Source organism: Paenibacillus pseudetheri, from assembly GCF_924513355.1.
Taxonomy (GTDB): domain Bacteria; phylum Bacillota; class Bacilli; order Paenibacillales; family Paenibacillaceae; genus Paenibacillus_AQ; species Paenibacillus_AQ pseudetheri.
This window is the reverse complement of record NZ_CAKMAB010000005.1, coordinates 235,750-262,168: the sequence shown is the minus strand read 5'-3', so window position 1 is coordinate 262,168 and position 26,419 is coordinate 235,750. Positions and strand designations below refer to the sequence as shown.

The 26,419-nt window shown below is 43.6% G+C and carries 20 protein-coding genes; 17 read left to right on the top strand and 3 right to left on the bottom strand.

The window, feature by feature from the left end:
* Positions 1 to 128 precede the first annotated feature (128 nt).
* Positions 129 to 968, bottom strand: a complete 840-nt coding sequence (locus tag L1028_RS06955; RefSeq protein WP_234532547.1) for a DNA-binding protein — start codon at positions 966 to 968, stop codon at positions 129 to 131.
* A gap of 564 nt (positions 969 to 1,532) precedes the next feature.
* On the opposite strand from L1028_RS06955, the gene L1028_RS06950 reads away from it, so the two are divergent.
* A complete protein-coding gene (locus tag L1028_RS06950) occupies positions 1,533 to 3,716 on the top strand; it encodes an alpha-galactosidase (RefSeq protein ID WP_234532546.1) in 2,184 nt (727 codons plus the stop codon).
* A gap of 44 nt (positions 3,717 to 3,760) precedes the next feature.
* Here the strand turns inward: L1028_RS06950 and L1028_RS06945 are convergent, their stop codons facing one another.
* Complete coding sequence (locus L1028_RS06945; RefSeq protein WP_234532545.1) at positions 3,761 to 4,639, bottom strand: AraC family transcriptional regulator; 879 nt, start codon at positions 4,637 to 4,639, stop codon at positions 3,761 to 3,763.
* Between the two features lie 318 nt (positions 4,640 to 4,957).
* Between L1028_RS06945 and L1028_RS06940 the strand changes: the two genes are divergently transcribed.
* From L1028_RS06940 to L1028_RS06880, 13 genes are all read left to right on the top strand, one after another.
* Positions 4,958 to 5,155 (top strand): hypothetical protein, encoded by a 198-nt coding sequence (locus L1028_RS06940; protein WP_234532544.1) that lies wholly within the window; start codon positions 4,958 to 4,960, stop codon positions 5,153 to 5,155.
* Positions 5,148 to 6,410 (top strand): DNA polymerase IV, encoded by a 1,263-nt coding sequence (locus L1028_RS06935; protein ID WP_234532543.1) that lies wholly within the window; start codon positions 5,148 to 5,150, stop codon positions 6,408 to 6,410. Before L1028_RS06940 ends, L1028_RS06935 begins: the two co-directional genes overlap by 8 nt.
* Positions 6,407 to 6,880: a YhjD family protein gene (locus tag L1028_RS06930; RefSeq protein ID WP_234532542.1), complete on the top strand. Its 474-nt coding sequence runs from the start codon at positions 6,407 to 6,409 to the stop codon at positions 6,878 to 6,880. The genes L1028_RS06935 and L1028_RS06930 overlap by 4 nt, the downstream gene beginning before the upstream one ends.
* Positions 6,881 to 7,031: 151 nt before the next feature.
* A complete protein-coding gene (locus L1028_RS06925; RefSeq protein ID WP_234532540.1) occupies positions 7,032 to 9,962 on the top strand; it encodes an insulinase family protein in 2,931 nt (976 codons plus the stop codon).
* Between the two features lie 152 nt (positions 9,963 to 10,114).
* Positions 10,115 to 10,546, top strand: coding sequence for a MarR family winged helix-turn-helix transcriptional regulator (locus L1028_RS06920; RefSeq protein ID WP_234532538.1), 432 nt, complete (start codon positions 10,115 to 10,117; stop codon positions 10,544 to 10,546).
* 18 nt (positions 10,547 to 10,564) lie between these two features.
* Entirely contained in the window at positions 10,565 to 11,947 is a 1,383-nt protein-coding gene (locus L1028_RS06915) for an MATE family efflux transporter (protein ID WP_234532537.1), read from the top strand.
* Between the two features lie 190 nt (positions 11,948 to 12,137).
* Complete coding sequence (locus L1028_RS06910) at positions 12,138 to 13,037, top strand: carbohydrate ABC transporter permease (RefSeq protein ID WP_234532535.1); 900 nt, start codon at positions 12,138 to 12,140, stop codon at positions 13,035 to 13,037.
* Positions 13,038 to 13,100: 63 nt separating this feature from the next.
* Complete coding sequence (locus L1028_RS06905) at positions 13,101 to 13,883, top strand: carbohydrate ABC transporter permease (RefSeq protein WP_060626659.1); 783 nt, start codon at positions 13,101 to 13,103, stop codon at positions 13,881 to 13,883.
* Positions 13,884 to 14,022: 139 nt separating this feature from the next.
* Positions 14,023 to 15,387: an ABC transporter substrate-binding protein gene (locus tag L1028_RS06900; RefSeq protein WP_234532533.1), complete on the top strand. Its 1,365-nt coding sequence runs from the start codon at positions 14,023 to 14,025 to the stop codon at positions 15,385 to 15,387.
* A 132-nt stretch (positions 15,388 to 15,519) separates the two neighbouring features.
* Positions 15,520 to 17,292 (top strand): cache domain-containing sensor histidine kinase, encoded by a 1,773-nt coding sequence (locus L1028_RS06895; RefSeq protein WP_234532531.1) that lies wholly within the window; start codon positions 15,520 to 15,522, stop codon positions 17,290 to 17,292.
* Entirely contained in the window at positions 17,267 to 18,865 is a 1,599-nt protein-coding gene (locus L1028_RS06890; RefSeq protein WP_234532529.1) for a response regulator transcription factor, read from the top strand. The genes L1028_RS06895 and L1028_RS06890 overlap by 26 nt, the downstream gene beginning before the upstream one ends.
* Before the next feature lie 24 nt (positions 18,866 to 18,889).
* The gene (locus L1028_RS06885) at positions 18,890 to 20,764 is read left to right on the top strand and encodes a DUF2264 domain-containing protein (protein ID WP_234532528.1); all 1,875 of its coding nucleotides are present in this window, start codon (positions 18,890 to 18,892) and stop codon (positions 20,762 to 20,764) included.
* Positions 20,745 to 21,860: a glycoside hydrolase family 88 protein gene (locus L1028_RS06880; RefSeq protein WP_234532526.1), complete on the top strand. Its 1,116-nt coding sequence runs from the start codon at positions 20,745 to 20,747 to the stop codon at positions 21,858 to 21,860. The genes L1028_RS06885 and L1028_RS06880 overlap by 20 nt, the downstream gene beginning before the upstream one ends.
* A gap of 173 nt (positions 21,861 to 22,033) precedes the next feature.
* Here L1028_RS06880 and L1028_RS06875 read toward each other — a convergent pair whose 3' ends face one another.
* Positions 22,034 to 23,044: a LacI family DNA-binding transcriptional regulator gene (locus tag L1028_RS06875; protein ID WP_234532525.1), complete on the bottom strand. Its 1,011-nt coding sequence runs from the start codon at positions 23,042 to 23,044 to the stop codon at positions 22,034 to 22,036.
* Positions 23,045 to 23,389: 345 nt separating this feature from the next.
* On the opposite strand from L1028_RS06875, the gene L1028_RS06870 reads away from it, so the two are divergent.
* The 3 genes from L1028_RS06870 to L1028_RS06860 are packed head-to-tail and all read left to right on the top strand — an operon-like array spanning position 23,390 to position 26,410.
* Positions 23,390 to 24,703 (top strand): ABC transporter substrate-binding protein, encoded by a 1,314-nt coding sequence (locus L1028_RS06870; RefSeq protein WP_234532523.1) that lies wholly within the window; start codon positions 23,390 to 23,392, stop codon positions 24,701 to 24,703.
* A gap of 2 nt (positions 24,704 to 24,705) precedes the next feature.
* A complete protein-coding gene (locus L1028_RS06865) occupies positions 24,706 to 25,584 on the top strand; it encodes a carbohydrate ABC transporter permease (protein ID WP_179283670.1) in 879 nt (292 codons plus the stop codon).
* Positions 25,571 to 26,410, top strand: coding sequence for a carbohydrate ABC transporter permease (locus tag L1028_RS06860; RefSeq protein ID WP_060626606.1), 840 nt, complete (start codon positions 25,571 to 25,573; stop codon positions 26,408 to 26,410). The genes L1028_RS06865 and L1028_RS06860 overlap by 14 nt, the downstream gene beginning before the upstream one ends.
* Positions 26,411 to 26,419 lie beyond the last annotated feature (9 nt).

Genomic DNA, 26,419 nt, shown 5'->3' with positions numbered 1-26,419 from the left:
TCACTCCTTTGTCTAAATCCGCTTTATTAAGTTTCAATCAATGACCCATTCCGTGATTGTTAACGGTGTAAATTGTGGAACCCGAATCGACAGCGGAAGCACTTGCAGAGGCGATCATTAAGCTGGAACTAATCAAGACTACGACTGTAAGCAAGAACATTTTCTTTTTCATTAGTTAACTCCCTCTCTATTATAGTTTTCATTATGTTGTGATGCACTTGGAGCTGTGATTGATTAGCATAGACTCTAAGGATCTCAAATAATGCCGCTGCTTTCTTAAAGCCTGTATCGTCTTTCAGCGTAATACTTAATAGTAAGGTTTCCAGAATTGTGTTTATCGCATCGCACATATTCTCCTGTTTGTAGTGGTACATCGCCAGCAAGAATTTGTAATCCACAAAATATCTTATACTCTCTTGAGTTCCTCGTGCTCCTATGTCGTTAGCGTTTATTTCGAATTCTCTCAGAATCCAATCTACGGAATAGTTATATTTTATCGAGGATTCCAAGATGGTAATTAGTCCCGGTAGTAATTCTTCCTCACTGTTTCTAATAAATTCAACATACTCCTTTAGGACCCCTGTCTTTCCTTCCAAAAGGTCGAGCACGTAGGTATTGGCTTTTGCAATGTTGTGGTAGTATTTTACTTCATTATTTCCTTCTTCATCTAGCCCTTTGATCCAGCCTAAATCAGAATACTTTAAAATACACATTCTAGCTTCAGGATACTCACGGAGCTTTTGCAGTGCGATTCCTTTTGAACATAAGCTAAATCCAAAATAAAAGGGGATACTCCGTTTCAGGTTTTGTTCTCTCATTGTGTCATTGCTTGTCTCATATAAGATTGCAATCTGTTCGATCAACATGTCTGCAACTTCTATCATAGCATCCCAATTTTCCAATGAAAAAGATGCCTTAAGCATACAAGTTAAGGAATCAGCATTCAATCCATCCAAATCCAACTTCAATGCGATCTCCCTTTCTTCAGCATTTCATTCATTGGTTATTGCTATGTCGTTTGTATCTCTCGATTATTCTTTATTTTACCAATATAGTAAGTGATTTTCATCACTGGAACAAGGGAACAAGAGTTTGTTTTATGATTGTCCAAGTATAACTAGGGTACAGTGTTTTTACTAAGTTCTTCGAATCGAAGGAATTATGTCTGTTAAGCTGTTTATTTGCCCTCTGGTTTTGGGTTATTTGTACGTAAAATACCGAAATGTACCTATCTCTTACTGTACGTTCCGTATTTGATATTTAAGTAGGAAGATTTTCAGGGAGCAGGTCCTTAACTTGGGGCCTCTTTTTTATATGTATTTTTTTTACTATAGCCGCTAATAATCATTTATTGTTATGCAAAGCTTAATAACATGAAATTGAATTTTTTATAGATCAATATTTTACTACTTAAGGTATAGATATTAAGATTGTATCCCCTTCCAATTATCTTTAAAATAGACTTCAAACAACAAGATAAATTAAGCCAGTTATATTAGAACAAGATCTGATAAGAAGAGTAGGAGGATATCATGAGTATTTATTATGATGACAGCCGAAAGTTGTTTCATTTACAGTCTGAGCAATCCAGCTACGTTATTGAAGTCGTTAGAGGTGAGCTTCCAGCGCATGTCTATTGGGGTCCTAAATTAGAAGGAATAGTGCAACCGCTGAATTTGGTGGAACGTTGCTCTTTTAGCCCGACCTACACAATGGAGGACAAGAGAATCTCCCTCGACACTATTCCGAGTGAATTTCCGTCTTATGGGAACGGTGATTTCAGGGAACCAGCACTTGAGGTTCATTTGGTAGATGGTACGACCGTTACGGATTTCCTTTATAAGAGTTATAAGATCAATAAAGGAAAACCTGAGTTAAAGGGACTGCCTTCCACTTATGTTGAAAGTGAAGAAGAAGCAGAGACACTGGAACTTTTTCTTCAGGATGACAAAAGTGGACTGATTGCTGTATTGAGCTACACCGTGTTTAATAATCAGGATGTGATTACTCGTTCCGTGCGAATTGAGAATCAGGGTAAAGACAATGTAGTGCTGAAACGTGTATTAAGCGCGAATGTAGACTTCCATGATTCTGATTATGATATGCTGCAATTATCCGGTACTTGGACGAGAGAACGCCATATCTATAAAAGACCGCTTGTACCTGGTATCCACCGAATTGACAGTAAGCGCGGCGCGAGTAGCTCCACGCAGAATCCTTTTATGGCTTTGCTTGCAAAAGATGCAACAGAGGATCACGGTGAAGTATACGGGTTCAGCCTTGTGTACAGCGGAAGCTTTCTTGCGCAAGCAGAAGTGGATCCATACGGAATTTCCAGAGTGGGGATCGGCATTCAACCGTTTAATTTTCAATGGCTGCTTGAACCGGGGGAATCCTTCCAAGCCCCTGAAGCTGTGCTGGTAAGATCCAGTCAAGGTCTTGGTGGATTATCAAGAACTTACCACCGTCTGTATCGGACCCGGCTATGCAGAGGCGAATTCCGTGATCGTAAGCGTCCTATTCTCATCAACAACTGGGAAGCTACCTATTTTAATTTTAATGCAGATAAAATCAAAGAAATCGCTCAAGCAGGCAAAGATCTCGGACTTGAACTGTTTGTCTTAGATGACGGCTGGTTTGGGAAACGAGACAATGATGATAGCTCCCTCGGAGATTGGGTAGAGGATCGCCGTAAGCTTCCTGAAGGTCTTGGAAAACTTGGAGAAGATATTACGGCAATGGGCATGGAATTCGGATTATGGTTCGAACCGGAAATGGTATCGCCAGAAAGTGATCTTTATCGTGAACATCCAGATTGGTGTCTTCATGTGCCAGGTCACAAAAGAACGTTAGCTCGCCAGCAGCTTGTTCTGGATTTATCCCGTAAGGATGTATGTGATTATATTGTGGAATCGGTTAGCTCCGTGCTGTCATCGGCTCCAATTACTTATGTGAAATGGGATATGAACCGGAATATGACGGAGATTGGATCTGCTCTTCTTCCTGCAGAACGTCAACGCGAAACGGCTCACCGCTATATTCTTGGACTTTATGATGTGCTGGAACGTATCGTCACCCGTTTCCCTCATATTCTGTTCGAAAGCTGCTCCGGCGGCGGTGGACGATATGATCCGGGAATGCTGTACTATATGCCACAGACCTGGACCAGTGATGATTCGGACGCGATTGAAAGATTGAAGATCCAATATGGAACAAGCATGGTGTATCCTGCAAGCTCTATGTGTGCTCACGTATCGGCTGTTCCTAACCATCAGGTGCACCGTATCACACCACTCGAAACACGCGGTCATGTTGCGATGTCTGGTAACTTCGGCTACGAACTAGATACGACCAAGCTAACTGATGATGAGCGTGAGGATATCCGGAAACAGGTCTCAGAGTACAAGGAACTTAGAATGCTGATTCAGTTCGGTGATTTCTATCGACTGCTTAGTCCATTTGAGGGGAATCAGACGGCGTGGATGTTTGTTTCGGATGATAAAAAAGAAGCTTTTGCCACATACTTCAGAGTTCTGGCCGAGCCTAATGCACCTCTCCGCAGATTGCGGTTGAAAGGACTCGACCCAGCTAAGAACTATAAACTTGAGCTTAACGGTGAAGTATACAGAGGGGATGAGCTGATGCACTTCGGACTCTCACTTCCACAGCTTAAGGGCGATTTCAAAAGCTTACTATTTGTACTCAAAGAGGTTTAATAAGAAAGGGAGTAAGCCACTGGCTTGCTCCTCTTTTATATGAATCAATTTTCGAAAAATACATGTTTGGTTTGGAAGGCTAGATCCTGTTCGCGGTAAGTCGAAGGATTGACCCCGAAGTAGGAGCGGAAAACTTTCCCGAAATAGCTGGCATTCTCAAATCCGGTTTCCGTCGCGATTTGGTTGATACTCAAATCTGTTGTTTTAAGTTTGGAAGCTGCCAACTCGATCCGCCGTCTTTTTAAATATTCAAAGGGTGAAAGATTGATGTTTTTTTGAAACAGTCTGCAAAGATGATGCTTGGAAACGCCAACATGAGCGGCAACATCGTCTAAGCTTAGATTATTATTATGCAGATCATCTTTCATGAATTGAATAGCGGTGTGAAGCTTGTCATTTTTTATATAGGTGGTTAACAAATTTGGTTTCTTGAGGTATTTCTCCATGGACAAGATCCACTGAAAGACCTTTCCCGTTAAAAGATGCAAATCTCTTTCTTCATGAACCTGAATGTCCTTGAATGTACTCCACAATAAATCTATCGAAACCGATTCTTGGGGGAGTTCTACAATTGGACCGTAATGAGCAGCGAGTTGGTTCCAAAGTGAAATTGCTAAAGGCCCCCGTAGATTGAGCCATAGAACTTCCCAAGGCTCGGTGCCTTCTTCCGGATAATAGTACCTGTGTATGCTGGGGACGGTCACTAGAAAAGCTTTGCCCTTCGTTAGCCGATGAACAACCCCATCGATTTCAATTCTACCCTCTCCCGATAATGTGTACTGAAAAATAACACAACCTCTCTCCGTCCGGTTCTGGCCGTTGAATGAGTAGGCAGGTGAATCGAGTTGTTCCCAACCGATAGAATCAAACAGAAGCATGGAAGCTTCTTCTTCCGAGCGAAAGGTGTAGGAGGAACGGAACATTAGCAGCTTCCTTTCTAGAAAGACTTTTGAGTATAGATCAATAATTTACTACTGTTGTTTACTCTATCAAAGAGTAAACCTTTTTTGTTTTCTATTCAATCTCTGTTGAATACGCAATGCTGGATACTCATTTTTTATAGCACATGGATGTACTCTAATGAACTGTGATCTCGCTTCGGTCTGGGTTAGATTATTCTCAGCTCTAGAAAAACAGATCCAGGTGTGGTGGGGGAAATTACCTCACCTTTTTTGTTGATTAAAATTCCCGATTACGCATATAATACAAACAAGTGTTCTTATTTTTGTGGAGGCGATCGCATGCAAATCAGCATCGGCCAAATAATTGAAATTATATATCAGGATAAAGCGAGAAATATCAGCCAGCGGAAAATTGAAATACACAGTATCCGTGACGACCGTATACGAGCAAGCTGTCTGACTACAGGAACGCCTCGCATGTTCTTGGCAGCAAATATTCTTTCATGGCAACCCGTGCAGGAACAACGTCATGCCTAAGAATCGCGTCATTCTACTGTCTGACTGTCAGGCATTTTACGCCTCTGTGGAGAAAGCTGCCCACCCTGAATATCGAGATAAACCTGTTGCAGTAGGGGATCCGACAAGAATGAACGGTATTGTGTTGGCGGCCTGCCCGCTTGCAAAAGAGAAGGGGGTAACAACGGCTTCGCGTGTAGGTGAAGCTTTAGCAAAATGCCCAGAGCTAATCGTAATAAGGCCACGCATGGGGACTTACATTAAAGTATCACTCTTGATATCAGAGATTTACCGAACTTATACCGATCTGGTAGAACCCTACAGTATCGATGAGCAGTTTCTGGATGTCACAGGATCGCTTGCGTATTTCGGAGGATCGCTGCAGGACATGATTCATAAAATTCAGCACCATGTTTTACTGTCGACGGGAGTCTGGACACGGGTAGGTATTGGATCTACTAAGGTTATGGCAAAGATGGCGACAGATAACTACGCCAAAAAGATGAAGGATGGGGTATATGAACTTTCTTTTGACCAATTAGAGAGCACCCTATGGAAACTTCCCGTGCAGGATATGTTTATGGTAGCGGCTAGAATGACCAAGAATTTTTGGCGTATGGGTATATTCACAATTGGAGACATTGCGCGAATGGAACTGCCAGAGTTTAAGCAACGAATGCGAACTACCATGGGCAAGCAAAGTGATATTCAAGCGGAATATTATTGGCAAACTGCGCGCGGGCTAGATCCTAGTCCAGTGGTCACAGGAATGCGTCATCAAATCAAATCAGTGGGACATGGCAAGGCTTTGCGCTGGAATTTATACACCCGGCATACGGATATTGAGGTTGTGCTGCTTGAGCTCGTTATTGAAGTATGCCAGCGAACCCGGCGGTATGGGTATATGGGATCGGTAGTGTCTATTTCAGTTTTGGAGACGGACGGAGAGCGTTCAAACGCTTATGAGCGCCAGATGACATTGCCTGAACCAACCTCACTAACGCACGAAGTAGCTGCTGCTGCACAAAAATTATTTGCAGACAACTGGTCGGGCCTTCCCGTAGGTCGATTAGCGATTTCCTTGTCTAACCTATCAGATGATAGTGTCATCCAACTTACACTCTTTGATGACAGGATTCGGGCTTACAACAAAGAACGTGCAATCGATCAAATAAAAGCTCGTTATGGCAGTAAAGCTCTAATCAGAGCTTCATCTATGCTTGAATCCGGTGTTGCCCTAGAAAGAGCTGAACAGATTGGAGGTCACTATAAATGAGTAAACTTGAGGGTAATGAACGCTGGAAAACGAAAATGATCATGACCGAGCATGTTGAGCAGTACGAGGAACAGCAGCGTGAGAACCCAGATAAAATGATAACTATGGAGGAACGTACGATGGTTCGAGACCTCATCTTGCTTCCTTACATCGATACCATGGTTAGCAAGAGCCTGAAAGAGATCGAGCCCTCCAGCAACATTCTTAAACGCGCCTATTTGATGGCTGGTCAAGCCATTCAACGCCGGATCATGTTGGATACTTATCAGCTGCAAAAAGAGCTGAAACAGCGGAATATCAGAGTGCTGGCAGATGAACAGGAGGAATTCTTGGTATATTACAAAATCTTTTGCCGAGGATATCAGGAACGCTTTGGATTAACTCGAGATGTTATGCGTACAGAGATAAGCTTAAGGCTGACTAAATACACAGCTGAACTCGGAGCAATATTAAAAGATCACTTGAAATAAAACTGGGCTTTGTCAGTGATTATACTGGCATGGTCTTGTTTTATGTGAACCAGAAATTAATCCCGGAGACCTTCTACTGATGGAATAACCGCCCAGGGATATGATAAGCTCATGTAGAGTTATCATATCCCTAAACAGAGGAGGGAAATCTATGAGCCGTTTGATCACAGGGAATACTTATTATGGATTTCAGGTCGTTAATGAGGAATTTATCCGGGAGAACGAATCCAACATATTCACACTGGAACATCTGAAGAGCGGCGCCAGGCTGCTGTTCGTGCAGAATCAGGATGACAACAAGGTATTTAGCGTAAGCTTCAGAACCCCACCTGAAGATAGTACGGGGGTCTTTCATATTTTGGAGCATTCCGTATTATGTGGTTCAGAGAAATATCCGGTCAAGGAACCTTTTGTAGAACTATTGAAAGGCTCGATGCAGACGTTCCTGAACGCATTTACGTTTGGGGATAAGACCATGTATCCAGTAGCGAGCCGGAACGATCAGGACTTCTCCAATTTGGTGGAGGTTTATCTGGATAGTGTTTTTCAACCGAATATTTATAAGCAACAAGAAATTTTTGAGCAAGAGGGCTGGCATTATGAGCTTCAGCATCCCGAAGACGAGTTAATCTATAAAGGCGTGGTTTACAACGAGATGAAGGGTTCATATTCCTCGCCGACTACGGTATTGATGGACCGAATCAAAAAGTCATTGTATCCGGACACGATTTACCGTCATTCTTCAGGTGGAGATCCACAGGAAATTCCTGCGCTAACCTATGAGCAGTTTCTAAAGGCGCATAGCAACTATTATCATCCGTCCAACAGTTATTTTTATCTCTACGGAGACGTTAATATTGAAGAAAAGCTGCAATTTATAGACAAGGAATATCTTGGCTCTTATGAACGAAACAGCTTCGATACTTCCATTGCCTTACAACCGCCCATTGGAATGACGGAGCTGGTAGCGGATTATCCGATTCTGGAAGCAGAAACAGCCACTGATAAGACTTATTTGAGTCTAAATTATGTGATTGGAACTTCTACAGATCGGGAACTGAACCTCGCTTTAGATATTTTAAAAAGTATGCTGATGGACAGCAACGCAGCTCCGCTCAAGCAAGCCTTGCTCGAAAGCGGACTGGGCAAAGACGCGTTTGCTTTTTATTCCGACAGTATGGTTCAACCGCTGCTTGGTATTACGCTGACGCATTCCAATGCCTCCTCCAAAGATGCCTTCGTGGAGCTGGTGAAGACTACATTAAAGCGTTTGGTAGAGGACGGACTAGATGAGAAGCTGGTGCTGGCAGCGGTCAACAGTAAGGAATTTGAACTGCGGGAAGCGGACTTTAACCAGTATCCGAAGGGTCTTACTTACAATATCGAAGTGATGAAGTCCTGGCTCTATGACGGTCAGCCGACTACTCACATGCGCTATGAAGAGGTGCTCAAGGCCATTCGGGAAAAGCTTGCGGACCGTTATTTTGAGAGGCTGATTGAGGACTATTTGCTGAACAGTGATCATTGCAGTGTGGTGGTACTGAACCCGTCCAAGACGATCGCAGCGGAAAAGGAAGCATCCACTCAGCATCAATTGAGTGAATACAAAGCGTCACTGCAACCAGATCAGCTGGAGCAGCTTGTTCAGAGTACTCAGCATCTTCTGGCGCGGCAGAGTCGTGCGGATGCAGCCGAAGATTTACAGAAGCTACCGAGCTTGTCTTTACAGGATATTAACCGCAGCGTAGAACCTCAGGTGCCGACCCATGAACAAATCCATAAAGGCATAAAGGTGATCCACCATGAGGTAGCTACCCATAAGATTGCTTACTGCAAGCTTTATTGGGATACGGATGTTGTAGCTCCTGAACGAATTCCTTATTTGGTGCTATTGGCAGAGGTATTGGGCCAAATGGAGACTGCCTCTTACAGCATTGAACAGCTCACCAGTGAAATCGGGATCAAAACCGGAGGCGTATATTTCAGAAACGAGCTCTTTGGCGCTGTAAAATCTACGGGGGCGAGTTATCAGCCTAAATTCTCTGCGCTGGTGAAGGTGATGGCGGGGCATATTGGTGAATCACTGGACCTGCTGCGAGAGATACTCTATACAAGTGCGCTCGACAATCTGACCAAGCTGCAGGAAATCGTCCGCCGGGAAGCCTCGCAGATGGAATCGATTCTGAATCAAAGAGGGAATGAGATTGCGGCCAGCCGCCTGATGTCCTATTTCTCGGATATGGGAGCGTATCAGGAACAACAAGGCGGCGTTACTTATTATCGCTTTATCCGCGAGCTTGCCGAGACGTTCGATCAGCAGGGAGCTCAGGTGGCAGACACACTGAAGGACATCTGTGGGGATTTGTTCAATAAAAACAATTTGATCATCAGCGTGACGGGTACGCCTGATTTGTATGAAGAATTCATAGCTAATGCAGCGAAGCTGGGCATCCAGGATCTTCCAGTAGTAAATAGGCCTAAGATTACGGCACAGGGACATGCGGACAATGAAGGATTCATGTCTTCCAGCCAGGTGCAATATGTGGTCAAGGGATACGACTTCACTAAGCTAGGATTCACATATTCAGGCAAAATGCAGGTACTCAAGAAAATCATGAGCCTTACCTATCTGTGGAATGCCGTACGTGTGAAGGGCGGTGCGTATGGCGGGAACCTGGTTCTGCGCAGAGACGGGATGATACTGTTCACTTCCTACCGTGATCCGAATTTGCAGGAGACGCTGGAGGTTTATGATCAGGCTTATCGATTTGTTGAGGGGTATGAAGCAGATCCCGACGAGATGACCAAAGCGGTCATCGGCACCTTATCTATGCTGGATCAGCCGCTTAGTCCCAGCGCACAGGGACGGCGGGCGGACCGGCATTATTTTGAACAAGTGACGGAGGCTGAGCTGCAGCAAGAGCGGGATGAAATCTTGTCGACAACACCGGAAGATATCAGACAGTACACCGATTTACTTCGGGCTGTGACGGAACAAAATTATTTCACGGTGGTCGGCAATGCATCCAAGCTGAAATCGACAAAAACATTATTCAGAAGCTTAGAGGAACTTGTGAAGTAACACTCTCTAATCGCTCCTTTTCAGTACATGTCTACGGGCATGTGCTGGAGAGGTTTTTTTATTTAGTTAGAACATTGACAGTTAGAGTTCTAACTATTATGATAATGATGTTACTTAGAGTTCTAACTAATACGAATGCGGAGGAAATAACAATGAGCAAACCCGTTGAAAACACACCATTTTCTAATTTGATTCGAGAGATCGGGATGAAACTAAAAAGTACAGCTGATGCCAGGCTGAATGAGCTAGGGCTGAATTCTCAGCAAGGACGCATGATCGGCTATATTTTTGAGCATCAAGAAAAAGGTGTGATTCAAAAGGATTTGGCGGAAGTCTTTAATAGAAAAGGGGCGAGTATCACCAGCATGCTTCAAGGGTTAGAAAAGAAAGGCTATATCAAGCGTGTCACACCTGAGAATGATGAACGGCAGAAGAGCATTTTTGTTTTGGAAAAGGGCGCTCTTTTGGTCGAGGAGTTCAATGAGATTTTCTCTGAGGTAGAAGCAAGCATTGCAAAAGCACTCAGTCCGGAAGAAACAGCAAACTTAAAGTCTTTACTACAAAAAGTTAATTCAAGTCTATAAACGTTCGGAGGGTTAATCATGGAAACAGAAGTCTCCAATCAATATTATTTAGAATCGGCGCCGATCAAGAAGGCAATAGCTCATTTATCCATTCCTATGATGATCGGGATGTCTGTTGGTACCATCTATAATGTAATCAATGCTTATTTCATTGGCTTACTCCACAATACTAGTATGCTGACTGCCATTACGCTGGGTCTACCCATTTTCACAGTCTTAATGGCCTTTGGGAATATGCTTGGCGTAGGTGGAGGAACATTTATTACAAGGCTAGCGGGGCAAAAGGATACGGAGAAGGGAAAGAAGGTTGCCGGATACACTTTTTATGGAAGCATTATAGTTGGTATTCTTATTGCTCTAATAGCGATGTTAGCGATGGATCCAATTACGCGATTACTAGGCGCAGATGCTGCTACTCTAGACTTTACTAAGGCTTATGCTTTGACTCTTTTTGCCGGTGGATTTGCCATTGTGCTTAATTTTGCCTTGGAACAGCTAGTCCGTTCCGAAGGTGCCTCCAAAGAATCGATGTACGGTATCTTTATTAGTACGGCTTTAAGTTTAATTGTTGATCCACTCTTTATTCTAGTGCTGAAATGGCATGTGGCAGGTGCTGCGTTGGCGATGGTTTTAGCGAATGTGGGTTCCACGATTTATTATGTCTATTTTTTAGAAACGAAAAGTGAGCATTTAAGGGGATTTTTGAAGCATTTCAAGATATCTGTTCGAGATCAATTAGAAGTATACAAAATAGGTGTATCGGAGTTATTGCAATTTAGTTTTGTGATTGTGAGCACGCTTTTGTTAAATAACTTCGCGATTCATTATGGAGAAAATGTGGTTGCTGGATTTGGTGTAGCGCTAAGAATTGTGCAAGTTCCGGAATTTTTATCAATGGGCTTATTCTTAGGTTTGATTCCCCTATTTGCGTTTAACTTTGCTAGTCAAAATATGGCGAGACTTAAATCAGCGATTAAACATGCTTTTGCCTATATCGGAGGTATTGCTTTTGTCTTTGTAGGTCTAGTGTTTCTGTTTAGAGGAACGATCCTGCATTTCTTCTCTAATGACCCTTCAGTGTTAAGTATGGGAACTTATATTTTGGTAGCCATGCTGATTTCTGCTTTATTTAATGGATTTACAGGTTTGTTTATGAGTATTTTTCAAGCGACCGGACAGGGAGTACCAACTAACATTATGGCCATCACACAAGGCGTATTGTTTATCCCTATGATTATCGTGTTACATTCTGTCTTTGGACTTCATGGCGTGATCTGGTCAATGACCATAACAGAAGTTATAACGAGCTTAATGGGCGTCATCTTATTTATGATTTTTAGTAAAAAGCTGAAAAGCACTGGTGGGGATGGAAAAGGTGTTGTAGAGGTTACATCCGTGTAAAACGATCTCTACTTTAGGTGGGAAAATAGAAATGTAGTGGATGGCGTGAGCTTGGCTCGCGCTTTTTTGCGTTATCCCAAAGAATTCATAACTAAAGGATAGGTAAAATTAGTTCCAAAATGAACAATTATAGTTCTTATGATCAATGCTTACTTTTTCTACAATTATGGATAAGTAAAGGAGGAGAACTATGATACGAAAATTTCATCTTAAAATGGATACGCGCGAAGCAATCGCCGGGTATTTATTCGTCGCTCCACTGATGTTGGGGCTGATCATCTTGACCTTGATCCCAGTTCTGGGTTCGCTGCTGTTAAGCTTCACGGACTGGAACTTTGTGGCTGGGTTAGGGGGGATTAAGTTCGCGGGCATGGATAATTTCATAAGGCTGTTTCATGATGATGCTTTTATGAAAAGCTTGCTGAACAATCTGCTCTTTATTATCACGGTGCCGGTTACGATCATTGTTGCTTTGCTGTTAGCGATCTTGATTGATAAACAGGTGTTCCTGAAGGATTTATTTAAAGTGATTTACTTCCTTCCCTACATCTCCAGTGTAGTTGCCATCGCTATGGTTTGGCAGGTTATGTTCCATCCCTCACTAGGACCTGTCAATCAATTCCTGATGTCACTGGGGTGGAGTAATCCGCCAAAATGGTTAGCTGATATCCATTATGCTTTGCCGTCGCTTATGTTAATCCAGATTTGGATTCAGCTCGGTTACAACATTATTATTTTTATCGCGGGGTTACAGAGTATTCCGAAGGACCTTTATGAAGCAGCAGATATTGATGGGGCCAATAGCTGGCGGAAATTCCGCAATATCACGGTTCCCTGCATTTCGCCAACTACCTTTTTCCTGCTGGTTACAGGGGTCATTGGTTCATTTAAAATCTTCGATCTGATCCAAGTGCTGACACAGGGTGGACCGGCCAACTCCACGACCGTTATCGTGTATGAGCTATATGACACTGCCTTCAATCAATTGAAGACGGGTTATGCCTCTAGCATGGCACTTGTCCTGTTCCTCATCTGCCTGATCATAACAGCCCTGCAGATGTTAGCGCAAAAAAAATGGGTCAATTATTAAAGGCAGAAAGGAGAAATTACAGTGAGAAAAGAGCTTCTATCCAGAACCTTCTGGACAATCGCAATGGGACTGCTAGGTATCGCATTTCTTTTACCGTTTCTATGGATGTTGTCCACTTCCTTTAAACTGGAGAAAGATGTGTTTAATTTTCCGATACAATGGCTGCCGCAGCAGTGGAACCTCATTGAGAATTATAAACAGGTGTGGTCAGGTGATTTCGCTCGTTATTACGGAAACTCCATTTATATTACGCTGGCAACGACTATAATTAATGTGCTGATATGCGCACTGGCTGCGTATGGGTTCTCCAAGCTGCGTTTTCCGGGAAGAGATGCGATGTTTGTAGTTGTATTGGCACTTTACATGGTTCCTCCGCAGGCTTCGCTGGTTCCACAGTTTCTACTGTTTAACTGGCTGAATCTGATTGATACGCATATAGGATTGATCTTAATTAACAGCTTTAGTATTATCGGTGCGTTTATGCTCAAGCAATTTTTTATGGGGGTAAACAACGAGTATCTTGAATCGGCGCGGATGGATGGAGCAGGTCATTTTCGTTCGTTTCTACAAATTGCATTTCCGCTGATCCGTCCCGCTGTAGCTACTTATGCTATTCTGCGTTTTATCTGGACCTGGAACGACTATCAGTATCCACTCATTTTTTTGAAATCTAAAGAGCTGTTTACGATTCAGTTAGGTATTCGGTTGTTTGGGGACCAATACGGGGATGTCTATTCCCTCATGATGGCTGGTGCGGTATCTGCAATTCTGCCACTGCTGATTATTTTTGCTCTCGGTCAGAAGCAGGTTATTGAGGGAATTGCCCTCGGAGGCGTGAAAGGATAATAAAAGTCAAAATAGTTTCTCTTCGGTAGAATATGAGAACTTTCCTCGTCTATCCTGCATGTTAGGATGTTCTTGTAAGCAGTTACATAGCACTGGCTGTAAAGCGAGGTATACCCAACACATTTATAGGAGGGTCTATATGAAAAAGAAATTATTATCCGTGCTTGTTATCTCATCGATGGCGTTGTCATTGGCCGCTTGCGGTGGAAATGCGAAAACAAATAATGCAGGAGCGACAAATGCGCCTGATGCTGGTGGAAATAAGGAGCCTGCAGCAGAGAAGGTTACACTGAAGCTGAGTACCTGGCAGACGGAAGCTAAAGCAAAGTGGAGTACGATTATTGCGGAGTTTGAGAAGACGCATCCCGATATTCATGTGGAAGTAGATTTGTTGAATGAAAAAGGTGATTCTGTAGCCTCCATGCAGAAGCTCGATTTGATGGCGGCTGCAAGTGATCCGCTGGACATTGTAGAACTGCCTTATACTAACTATTCGCAGCGTGCAGATATCGGTTTGTTAGCACCGATGGACGAATATATTGAGAAAGAAGGATATAAGCTCACAGATGAATACCTGGTGGACACTTCGGTCAATGGTAAAATCTATGCGCTACCGTCTTCCATGCAGCGCTGGTTCGTGCTTCTTAACAAAGAAATGCTAGATGAGGCTGGTCTGCCGGTTCCGACCGACTGGACTTGGGCGGATTTCGAAGAGTATGCCAAGAAATTGACCAAGGGCGAGGGTGCAACGAAGCGTTTTGGCGCATATCTGCATAATTGGCCGGATTATTTCCAGCTCCAGCTCATGAGTAAACCTGAGGATAATACATTTCTGAAAGCTGACGGAACCTCCAATGCGCTGGACCCGCAGTTTAAGGCTAATTTGCAGATGATGAAGAAAATGATGTACGAAGATAAGAGTGCCACTCCTTATGAGGATATTATTTCGCAGAAGCTTGCCTACCGGAATCAGTATTTTAATGGTTTAGCAGCGATGCTTCCAATGGGAGACTGGATGGTTGCGGAATCAGGCGGAACAGAGGCTATTCCGGCAACTTTCGTTACAGCGTTTGCTCCAATCCCTCGATTGGATAGTGAGAGCAAACATTACTCACCTGTTCAGCCAACCTATATGGGGATAGCTGCTAAATCTAAGAATAAGGAAGCTGCTTACACCTTTGTGCGCTGGTATACCTCAGAAGGACTGGAAATCGGCGGACGTGTCTTCTCTGGCTGGGCGAAATCGGATACGAACAAATTGGTGGATACGATTGTGAATGGTTCTAAGGATTCATCTAAGATTGATGTCGATTCCCTGAAATATACGATGGAGAACTCGGCACCTGGTGCGACGCAAGTTCCGGCTAAATATGCGGATGAAGCTAAGAACAACGTTATTCCAGAAGCGGAGATGTATCTCCTTGGCCAACAGGATCTGGATGTCACCGTTGCCAATATCGATAAGAAAATATCGGAAGTCGTTCAGAACAACAGCGGAAAGTAGGCGAAGACGGATTGTACGCTTCCCCAAGGGGGCTTATAATGTGGGGGCAGGATAGCATTTCTGCCTCCTGCTCCAAATTTAAAACAGATATGGGGCCTGTCATCCGTGTTTAGAAAGCATCAATCACTTCGAATGAAACTTGTCTGGTCTTCAATGATCTGCGTACTGATTCCACTAGTCTGCATTTACATGGTTACAGATTATTTAACCCGGGATCTGATTCTAGAGAAGGCCGTTGGCAGCGCAAGAGAGTCTCTCAATGCGTCCAGTGCCAATATGAATGCCATTTTTGAACAAACGCTGGAGCAGTCCAATTTTGTGCTTCAGAACAGCGAAATCAGACAGATGATGTCTGCTGATCCAGAGACGCTCCATTCAGCGAAAGGGATCATCCAGTATAACCGTATGTCGCGGATGCTGGATGATATGTTCGTTCTTTCAGAGTATTTGAAAGTGACGCTGATCGGTAAGAATGGATTTACTTATACCAGTTATCCTTATAGCGACTTTAATCCGAAAACCTTTTACAGCGAGCGTTGGATGTCACTACTGAAACAAACTCAGCCGATTTCGACTTTCTGGAGAGCGGAGCACGACACATACTATAACTATTCTGATAAGGGCTCAGCCAATTGGGTAATGATTGCGAGACCTATACAATCGACCTCCAGCAGCACGATCGGATATATGATTATCAACATTAATGAGCGCAAACTCAGCCCTTATCTGAACAATGATAATGGTAAAGAAATGATGCTTTTAGACGACAAGGGAACTGTAGTCTCGCATGTTGATAAGGCCCGAATTGGTGAGACAATGACGTGGTGGAAAAAGGATAGCGGGCTTGATACTGTCGAGATCAGTGGGGAGAAATTTTTGTATGTAGACCAAGAACTGAGCAGCAACAAATGGCAAATGGTGAGCATTATCCCTATGAAGGCGGCATTGTCAAAGAATAAACAGATTTTATTTATCAGCTTAGCCGTGCAAATTCTATTCTTTACCTTGTTTTCCGTTCTCTTAACCGTTCTAATCTCTAAACTGACTCAGCCCATTGTGAAATTAAGTGCTTTTGTAAAGCGAATAGGTCGTGGTCAATTGGACGAACGTTCGCTAATCCGTGGGAAAAATGAGGCGGCACAGCTGGCCCGTACCATTGACCAAATGCTAGATCGAATTGAGTCCATGATTGAACAGATCACCTATGAGCAAACAGGAAAAAGAAAAGCTGAACTAGAAATGCTGCAGGCGCAGATCAATCCGCACTTTATGTTTAATCTGCTCAATTCGATCCGGTTAAATATTCTGATGCAAGGAGACAAGGAGAACGCCGAGTTGATTGGTTCGTTGTCGTCTTTGCTCCGTATGACCTTTAACAGAGACAATGAGTTTATCCCGCTTCGTGAGGAGACAGATACGATATCTCATTATGTGACTTTGATGAATTTTCGTCATGCTAATCAGGTCAGGCTGGAAATGAATTTAGCAGACGGAACTGCTGAAGCGCTGGTGCCTCGGTTTATGATTCAGCCTATGATCGAGAATGCCATCATCCATGGTTTCGAGCAGTTTGGTGGTGAGATCTTTATTGAAGCGCGTATTATTGCAACTACAGGAACCTTGGTTATCACCATTAAGGATAATGGCATCGGAATGTCACAGGAGAATTTAAAAAGACTTCGTGAAACCGCATACAGTAGTGAGCGGATTGCAGAAGAGGACAGAAAAGGATTCTCCGGCATAGGCTTACGTAATGTGGCCCAACGCCTAAGTATGATTTATGGCGCTTCATTTAAGTTGAATATATCAAGCGAACCTGATGTGGGTACGGAGATTTGTTTGGAGTTTCCACTGAACTACGGAAAGGTGGGTATAGAGAATGCTGACGGCAATTTTGGTGGATGATGACTATCCGGTTATCCGTTATTTGTCGCAGGCCGTGTCATGGAGTGAGCTCGGGATTGAACTCACCGGATGTTATTATAGCGGTCTCGAGGCTTGGGAAAAAGCACGGCAGAATCCACCGGATCTGATTATCACCGATATTGGCATGCCCAAGATGAACGGACTGGAGATGCTTGAGAAATTCAGAGCGATGAAGCCCGGAATTCGTGCGATTATTCTGTCCTGCCACAACGAATTCAAATACGCGCAGCAGGCGCTGAAATTAAACGTAGGAGAATATATTTTAAAAGAATCACTGAATATCGAGCAGCTGGAACATGCACTCAGAACACTTGTGAAGGAAGTAGGTCTGAACAGGCAGCAGCATACCGAGATGCAGGTATATAAGCAAAAGCAATCACAAAACCGTGCTGCGCTAAAAGAAAAGTTTCTTAAAGATACGTTGTACCAATCTTGGGACAAGGTGGCTTGGATCGAGCAAGCCCGGTCAAACGGAATAATGATTCATGCCAAGACTTACATTCCAATGCTTATAGTGATTGACCGTCCAGAGGAAGCCTCGCGGGTGCGCCGTATGAGTGAATATACGATTTCTTTTGCCGTCGAGAATATTATGCAGGAAGTGCTCGAGGCTGATCACAGTTTATTTATTTCGAGATACAGCCATAAAGAGATTGTTATTCTCTTCTGCAGCGACCAGTCTTCCAGAGACCACCAAGCGATCTATCATTCCATTCAAAATGCAGCCTCTGCGGTACAGAAATATCTTAAGCTGTCCGTCTCCTGCATATTTGGCACTGAGGCGCGCAGTCCTGAGGAAATTCGCGGAACACTGCAGCGGATGCTAAAGGAGAAGATCCATCGGTTTTATTTCCCGGCGGCGGGCATCCACCGCTTTGAAGAGATCTGCTTTTCGAGGGATGATATTTATGCTGAATATGGAAGCGTGTACGCTGTTATTAATGATGATATTGCCCTAAACAGGGAACCAGAGCTTCGCGTTCATGTAAAGGAATGGAGAGAATGGGTGGCATCGCAAAAATTCCATCCAAATGAAGTCAAGGAATGTGTGCTCCGTTTGCTGATGGATTTGCAAATGAAGACAAAACAGCTGCTGCAGTCTCCATTGCCTATGGCCGAAGAAAAGCTGTTTAATGTGGTGAGTGACATTGATACCCTCGAGCATTTGGAAGATTGGCTAGTTCAGTACTTGGAAGAATTAGCGCGGAAAATAAGTATATTCTCTATCAAGTCCAAACGTAGTGAAGTTATTAAAGCCCAGCAGTTCGTGATCAGTCATGTAACGGAGAAAATAACGCTGGAGGACATGGCTGGACGCCTGAACTTGAATGCCAGCTATTTCAGCCGCTTGTTCAAACGGGAAACAAACCAGAATTTCATCGAATATGTAAATATGCTAAAGCTTCAGAAGGCAAAAGAGTTGCTTAATCAGTCTGGAAAGACTGTGGAAGAGATCTCCGAGTATCTGGGATATGCCAACAAAAGTTATTTTATCAAGCTGTTTAAACGGGAAATGGGCATGAGGCCCAGTGAATATGCGGCTTGGCATTGAGTTTGGATTGGAGGAACCATTACTGTGGAACTGAAGGGTACTAAAAATGAATTACAAATGTTCTTAAATGATCTATATGCTCCGTTGGAGAATCGATTTACTTCTGGATGTGCAGGAATCGATATGGGAGCTACAGGATCAATATACAATGAAGCTACCGCGCTTATGGAAGCCTTCGCCCGTCCGTTATGGGGGCTTGTTCCCCATGCCAGCGGGGGAGGGGAAAGTACACTTTGGCCGATGTTCCTCGAGGGGATCATTAATGGGACTGACCCTAAACATGAAGAATACTGGGGTGAATTCTCGACCAAAGACCAGCGTATGGTGGAACAGGCTGTGCTGGGACTGGGGCTCGCTCTTGCACCGCATAAGCTGTGGGAGCCACTGAGTGATGTTCAGAAAATGCAGGTATATAACTGGTTGAACCAGATCAATCATGTGGATCGTTCGAACCCGAATAACTGGCTGATGTTTACGGTTCTTGTGAATGTGGGCTTTAAGAAAGTCGGATTGCCCTACGATCAAGAGATAATGAATAATTATTTGGAGAAGATTGACACCTACTACTTGAGTGATGGCTGGTATTCCGACGGGCTGACCGATCAGAGAGACTATTATATTGCTTTTGCTATGCATTATTATACGCTGATATATGCTAAATTGATGGCGGATGATGATCCTCAGAGGGCTGCAGTTTACCGGGAAAGATCCGCGCAATTTGCCAAAGATTTTATATATTGGTTTGCTGAGGACGGAAGTGCGATTCCTTTCGGACGTAGTCTGACCTATCGTTTTGCGCAGGTCTCTTTCTGGAGTGCGCTGGTGTATGCCGAGGTCCTTCCTTTTTCATATGGCATTCTTAAAGGAATTATAATGCGTCATTTTCGTTGGTGGTTTGAGAAGCCTATTATGGGGATAGACGGATTACTAAGTATCGGATATGCTTACCCGAATCTGGTAATGACGGAGAACTACAATGCCCCCGGATCACCGTATTGGGCCTTTAAAGCTATGCTTATTCTTGCCTTGCCGGACGATCATCCTTTTTGGCAAGCGGAAGAAGAGTCGCTGCCTGTATTGAAAGAGATGTTACCACTCGAAGAGGCACGTATGCTTGTGAGTCGTCCGGAAGGAAATAAGCATGTTATTGCCTATACCTCTGGTCAGATGGCTAACTTTGATATGGCCCATAGTGCGGCTAAATATTCCAAGTTTGCTTACTCCACGCTGTTCGGATTCAGTGTGCCGAAGGCGGGTTATGGCTTAGTTCAAGGTGCTTATGACTCCACACTAGCGCTGTGTGAATGCGATGAACATTACCGGGTACGCAGATTCTGCGAGACGTGGGAAATTGGAGAAAATTATGTATATTCCCGCTGGCATCCATGGAGCGATGTACATATCGAGACATGGATTATTCCAGCAGGTTTGTGGCATGTCCGTATTCACAGCATTCACAGCGCCCGGTGTCTCGACGTAGCGGAGGGTGGATTTGCCATTGGCCAGTCTGCTGGCTTCTCACGCAGTGATCGGGAAACCATTAATGTATCTAACACTGCTGTCTCGGTGCAATTGCCCTGGGGAATCAGTGCCATACATATGCTAAGCGGTTTTGACCGGGGAGAATGCGTGCTACCCGAACCGAATACTAATCTGCTGAAGCCTCGGACGTTTCTTCCGAGCTTGATCTCCAGAATGGAGCCGGGAGATCAGGTATTAATATCAGCAGTCTTCGGAGCTACGAATACCCCAGAGAACCAGGAGAGTCTGGCTTCACCGCCGATTATTCAGCAGCAGTCGGACGGAAGGATTGTTATCTACGATCCTCGTAACCATGCAGTGCTTCATACGGTTGATTTATTGGAAAGGAGAGACAAAGATGTGGACAACGGCAATTGAGGATGCTATTCGCAAGATTAAGAGTAATATCGCGGGCCATCCGGGTAAACTGCCTCATATCGCAGAGGGGCAACAATACGAATGGGGAGACAATGACGATTGGATAGAGGGATTCTACGTTGGCATGATGTGGCTTGCTTATGAATATAGCAAAGATTCATTCTATAAGGAGGCGGCAGCTTCCTGGTTAGGAAACTTTAAGCATCGTTTGGATCATCACATCGCCCTGGACCATCATGATATTGGCTTTTTATACTCACTGACTGCAGTAGCAGAGTGGAAAATAACAGGCAGCGAAGAGGCACGAGCTGTCGGTCTACAGGCTGCGGATACACTATGCAAGCGCTGGCGTGAAAACGCTGGAATCCTCCAGGCCTGGGGTTTAGAGAGTGACTCCGAGAATGCGGGACGTATCATTATTGACTGCTTGATGAATTTGCCTCTGTTGTTCTGGGCTGCGGAGGAAACGGGGGACAAGCGCTATTATGATATAGCACTCGAACATGCGTTAAAGAGCCGGAAATTTCTAGTGCGTGGGGATGCTTCCTCTTATCACACTTTTTACTTTGATCCGGCTACGGGAAGTGCAATTCGTGGTGGAACACATCAAGGCTATGAGGATGGATCGACCTGGACACGTGGTCAAGCGTGGGGAATATACGGATTTGCCCTGGCTTATCGTTATACACGAGAGGCAGACTTCCTTAATACCTCTAAAAGTCTGGCTCATTACTTTATCAGTCATCTTCCGGAGGATAATGTGGCGTATTGGGATTTTGATGTGCCGGTGGAAGCGGGTACCCCTCGCGACAGCTCGGCTTCAGCCATTGCGGCTTCCGGTCTTTTGGAGCTGCTGGATCTTCTGGACCCAGATGACCCGGACCGCGCTATTTATGAAGCAGCCTTGCTCCGCAGCATGAAATCCTTGGAGGAACATTATGCGACGTCTGGAAACCCGGAGGCGGAGGGACTTCTAAAGCATGGTTCCTATCATGTCAGAGGTGGACGCGTGCCTGATGGCCATATGATTTGGGGAGACTATTATTATTTGGAAGCGCTGATCCGCATGCAGACCGGAATCCGAGGATATTGGTAGTAGGATGAATTGAACAATGGTCGTTCACCCAGCGACCACAACGAGCGTAAACATACATCGAATCTGAAAAAAAAGGGAGAGTCCCAAAGCCACTTCATGGCTTTTGGGACTCTCCCTTTTTGTGATGTGCGTAGATTTACTATCCATACAATATTCCTGTCTATATGAACTGATTATGAATTTGGATGTTGCGTGGATTCCCTAACGATCAGATTGGATGGAAGGAGAATTTCAACAAAAGGCTCTTCGGGATGATCAATACGCCAGAAAAGCTGTTCTATAGCTTTACGTCCAAAGTAAGACAAATCTACATCCATCGTTGTAGTCAACGGTGTTGTTATTCGTGACAATTGTCCATTATCGAAACTGACAATCGACACATCTTGGGGGATACTATACCCAAGCTTGTACACAACGGAATTAATCAAGAACCCAAATCCGTCATTGACACAGAACCAAGCCGTAGGCTGCTTGTCGAGCGATTGTACAGCGTTCAATACATCATCCATTTCTTCTACTACACGATCGATTACCCAAATCGGGTTGTATTCAATTCCAGCTTGGTAAAGAGCCAAGCGATAACCTTCTAAGCGCTCGTAATAGCTTGGTGAGAATTGTATATTGCCGATGAAACCAATATGGGTATGTCCCAATTCAATTAAATGCTGCACCGCAGTAAAAGCGGCATAGCGATTGTTGGTTAGAATACTGTCGGCCTTAAGATCAGGGTGATGGTGATCAATTAACACGGTGGGAATACCTGTATTGGTCACTGCCTGAATATAAGGGTTCGTAATATGGGATAGAATCAAGATCCCTTCTACGGATTGATCCAACAATATAGGAGGCAGGATTAAATTCTCAGAAGAATGTTTATCAATAGATTGAATCACCATACGCTTATTCCGCTTCGCTGCTTCCTTCTCAATGCTCAAATAAATTTCTCCAAAAAAGTTTCGTTTGGAAAATGCAAATTCCGATGCCAAAATGGCAAAGGTTCCTACTTCTTCTTCAGTGCTTTTACGCCCTCGCGAATAGATGTAACCCATCTCATTCGCTGCATCGATAATTAATTGCCTCGTTTCTTCACTGACACCGTCTTTACCGGACAGAGCCTGAGAAACAGAGTTCTTCGATATATTTAATCGATCGGCGATATCTTGCATAGTTACCTTCACCTTCATGCGAAGATACGTCCTTTCTAATAAGAAGTGTAATGAATATTCTTCCATACTGTCTCTCATAATACTAAAGATTATGCTGCAAAACTACATTACGACTATAAATTATTTTAACATTACAGAATTACTTTGTAAAGTTAATTAATAGTTTATGTAATTGTGTCTATTGTATAAAAAAACGAAAAATAGGTTGACAATTTCGCTTAAAACTATAATAATAGCAATTGTAACGCTTACAAAGTCGCTTACAGGCATATATTCATCTAACTTTGTAACGTTACAGAATTTTATTTAGGAATTACAAAATGCTGCACTGATGTGCATCGATACTCAGGGAGGGTTTATTTTATGAAGAAGAAGCTTTCAGTAATGCTTGCACTTACGCTTGTATTCACGATTCTTGCCGGTTGTGGATCGAAGAGTAGTAATTCAGGCACTTCAGCAGATGGAGTAACAACTATTGAGTTCTGGGCTGCACCTAACCCGACTCAACAAGCATATTGGCAAAAAATTGCCAAAGAGTATGAGACTGTTAATCCTAAAGTGAAAATCAATGTAAGTGCGATCAAGGAATCCCCTACTTCTGAGGCGAGTATCCAAGCTGCAATTGCAGGTGGAAGCGCTCCAACAATGACTGAGAATATTAGCCGTGGTTTTGCAGCGCAACTAGCAAACAGTAAAGCCTTAGTTCCATTGGATACGATTGCTGGCTTCAATGATATTGTGACAAAACGTAATATGACCAAAACGATTGAGCCTTGGGAATTTGCGGATGGCCATCAATATGTTCTCCCAATCTACTCGAATGCGATGTTGTTCGGATGGAGAACGGATATTTTGAAAGAAGCTGGTGTGAACGAAGTTCCGAGAACATACAGCGAAGTGATTGAGGCAACGAAAAAATTAAAAGCAAAATACCCAGATAAATATCTTTGGGCGAAACCTGACTTAGCAGACCCTACCTCTTGGAAAAGATGGTTCGACTTCTTTATGCTGTACAATGCAGCTTCAGATGGCAACAAATTCATTGAAGGCAGCCAATTTGTTGGCGATGAAAAAGCTGGTGTAGACGTTCTTACTTTCGTGGACAATCTTCGTAAGGAGAAAGGGCTATTGTCTCAGAATGTAACAGAACCTTTCGAAAATGGCGTGGGCGTGTTTACGGATGTAGGACCTTGGACATTCAGCACATGGGCTGAGAAATATCCAGAGCTTCAGTACAAGAAGAACTTTGAAGTAACATTGCCTCCTGTTCCAGATGGTATGGATCCAGCGAATGCAAAAACATTTGCGGATGCTAAAGGAATTGTTATCTATGCTTCGGCAAGTCCAGAGCAACAAGCTGCTGCAATAGAATTTATCAAGTGGGTCTACTCAGATGATAAAAATGATGTTGCCTTTTTCCAAGAAACTAACTTGCCTCCAGCCCGTGATGATGTAGGTACAAATGAAGTGTTTAAACCAGTATTTGAAAAAACGCCTGTATTGCAAGAGTATGCAAAAGCAATCCCGAATGCTGTTCCATCCATGGACAATCCGAAATTCAACGAATTGCAAACCTTTATTGGTCAAGAGGCCTTTAACAAAATCGTTCGTGGTGAGATTGATCCAAAAACGGGTTGGGACAATATGAAGAAGGCGATTGAAGGGGAACTTCAATAATGATTGAAAAAAATAATAATCGGTTAGGCTGGCTTTTTGCCAGCCCTTACCTTATTTTTTCGACTGTGTTTTTCTTGGGCCCGCTTATCTGGTCTCTATATTTGTCTTTTACGAACTGGGACTTGATTTCACCAACTTATGATTTTGTAGGATTCAAGAACTTTACCAAAGCATTAGGTACGCCAGGGGTAAGATCGGCATTTTGGGTAACGTACAAATTTATGATCGTATTTGTACCGATTGTCACAGCCATGTCGCTTTTTGTAGCGGTAATTGTAAAAGGCTTACCTAAATTAAAAACCGTATTTCTTATTGGATTCTTCTTGCCTTACCTATCCTCAGGGGTTGTAGCATCCCTTATTGTTAAAGGTTTTTTGTCACATACAAGTCCTGTTCAGACGTTTCTAAGGGAACGGTTAGGTCTTGATATTGACTGGCTCGGCGGATCTTTCTCGGCATTGTTCGTCGTTGCGATGATTATGGCTTGGAAATTTACAGGTTACTATGCGTTAATTCTTACTTCAGGTTTAGAAAGCATTGATCAGGAAGTATATGAAGCGGCGGCAATTGATGGCGTGAAGGACAGCCAAAGGTTCTGGAAAATTACGTTGCCTTTGCTTTACCCTGCGATTTATACAACCTTAATTTTATCCTTTGGTGCAACATTCGGTATCTTTACTGAGGTCTACCAATTAACAGGCGGCGGACCAAACTATGCAACGAATACATGGCAAATGGAAATATACAGTCAAGCATTTAAGAACCTGCAGGCAGGTTACGCATCAGCTATTGCGATTATGGCTGCGGTTGCGACATTTATCTCTATATTCGTGATCCGAAAAATTCTGGAAATGTGGGGTAAGCGCAATGGTTGGGTCTAATTCAAACATCAAGCTCCGGCTGTCGATCCGCTATCTGATTGCGATCGTACTGCTCGTGATTATGGTATTCCCCTATTTATATATGGTATTGAATTCACTTGCAGATTGGTCACAGGTAGACCGGAAGCTGATACCGACGAAATTTACGCTGCGCTCGTATCAATGGCTCTTTACAGGTGGTGAGACCGGGATTACAAGACCATGGATCCACGCCTTCTTTAACAGTGTGTTCGTTTCCTTGGTATCTACAGCCTTAATGATGATGTTCGCGATTATGGTCGCTTATGCGTTGGCGAAGCTGAAATTCCGCGGGAGAGACTCTATTAACAACTTTGTGTTGTTTCATATGTTCTTCCCGGCAATCATTTTGATCATCCCTAACTTTTTGATTATTCAAAAAGTAGGACTGTTCGATACGTATTGGGCGCTCATTATTCCCAAGGCGATGAGTTTATGGGGGATCTTCATGTATACCAACTTCTTTAAGGCAGTACCCGATGCCTTTATTGAAGCCGCCAAACTGGATGGGGCATCCGATTTCAAAATCCTGTATAAGATTATGATGCCGATGTCGAAGTCCATTACGACCGTTGTATTCCTATTCCTGTTAATGGAACGTTGGACAGAGCTCCTGTGGGATATGATCGTCGTCCGAAGTGACGGCATGTTAACATTGAATGTTTTATTATCTCAGATGTTCGGTCCGTATCAAGCGTATCCGGGTCCGATGTATGCCGGTGCAGTGATGCTCACCTTGCCAATCATTATTTTGTTCATTATTTTCGGCAAGAAGTTCCAGGAAGGTATGCAATTTAACTTGAAATAGGTCTGCACA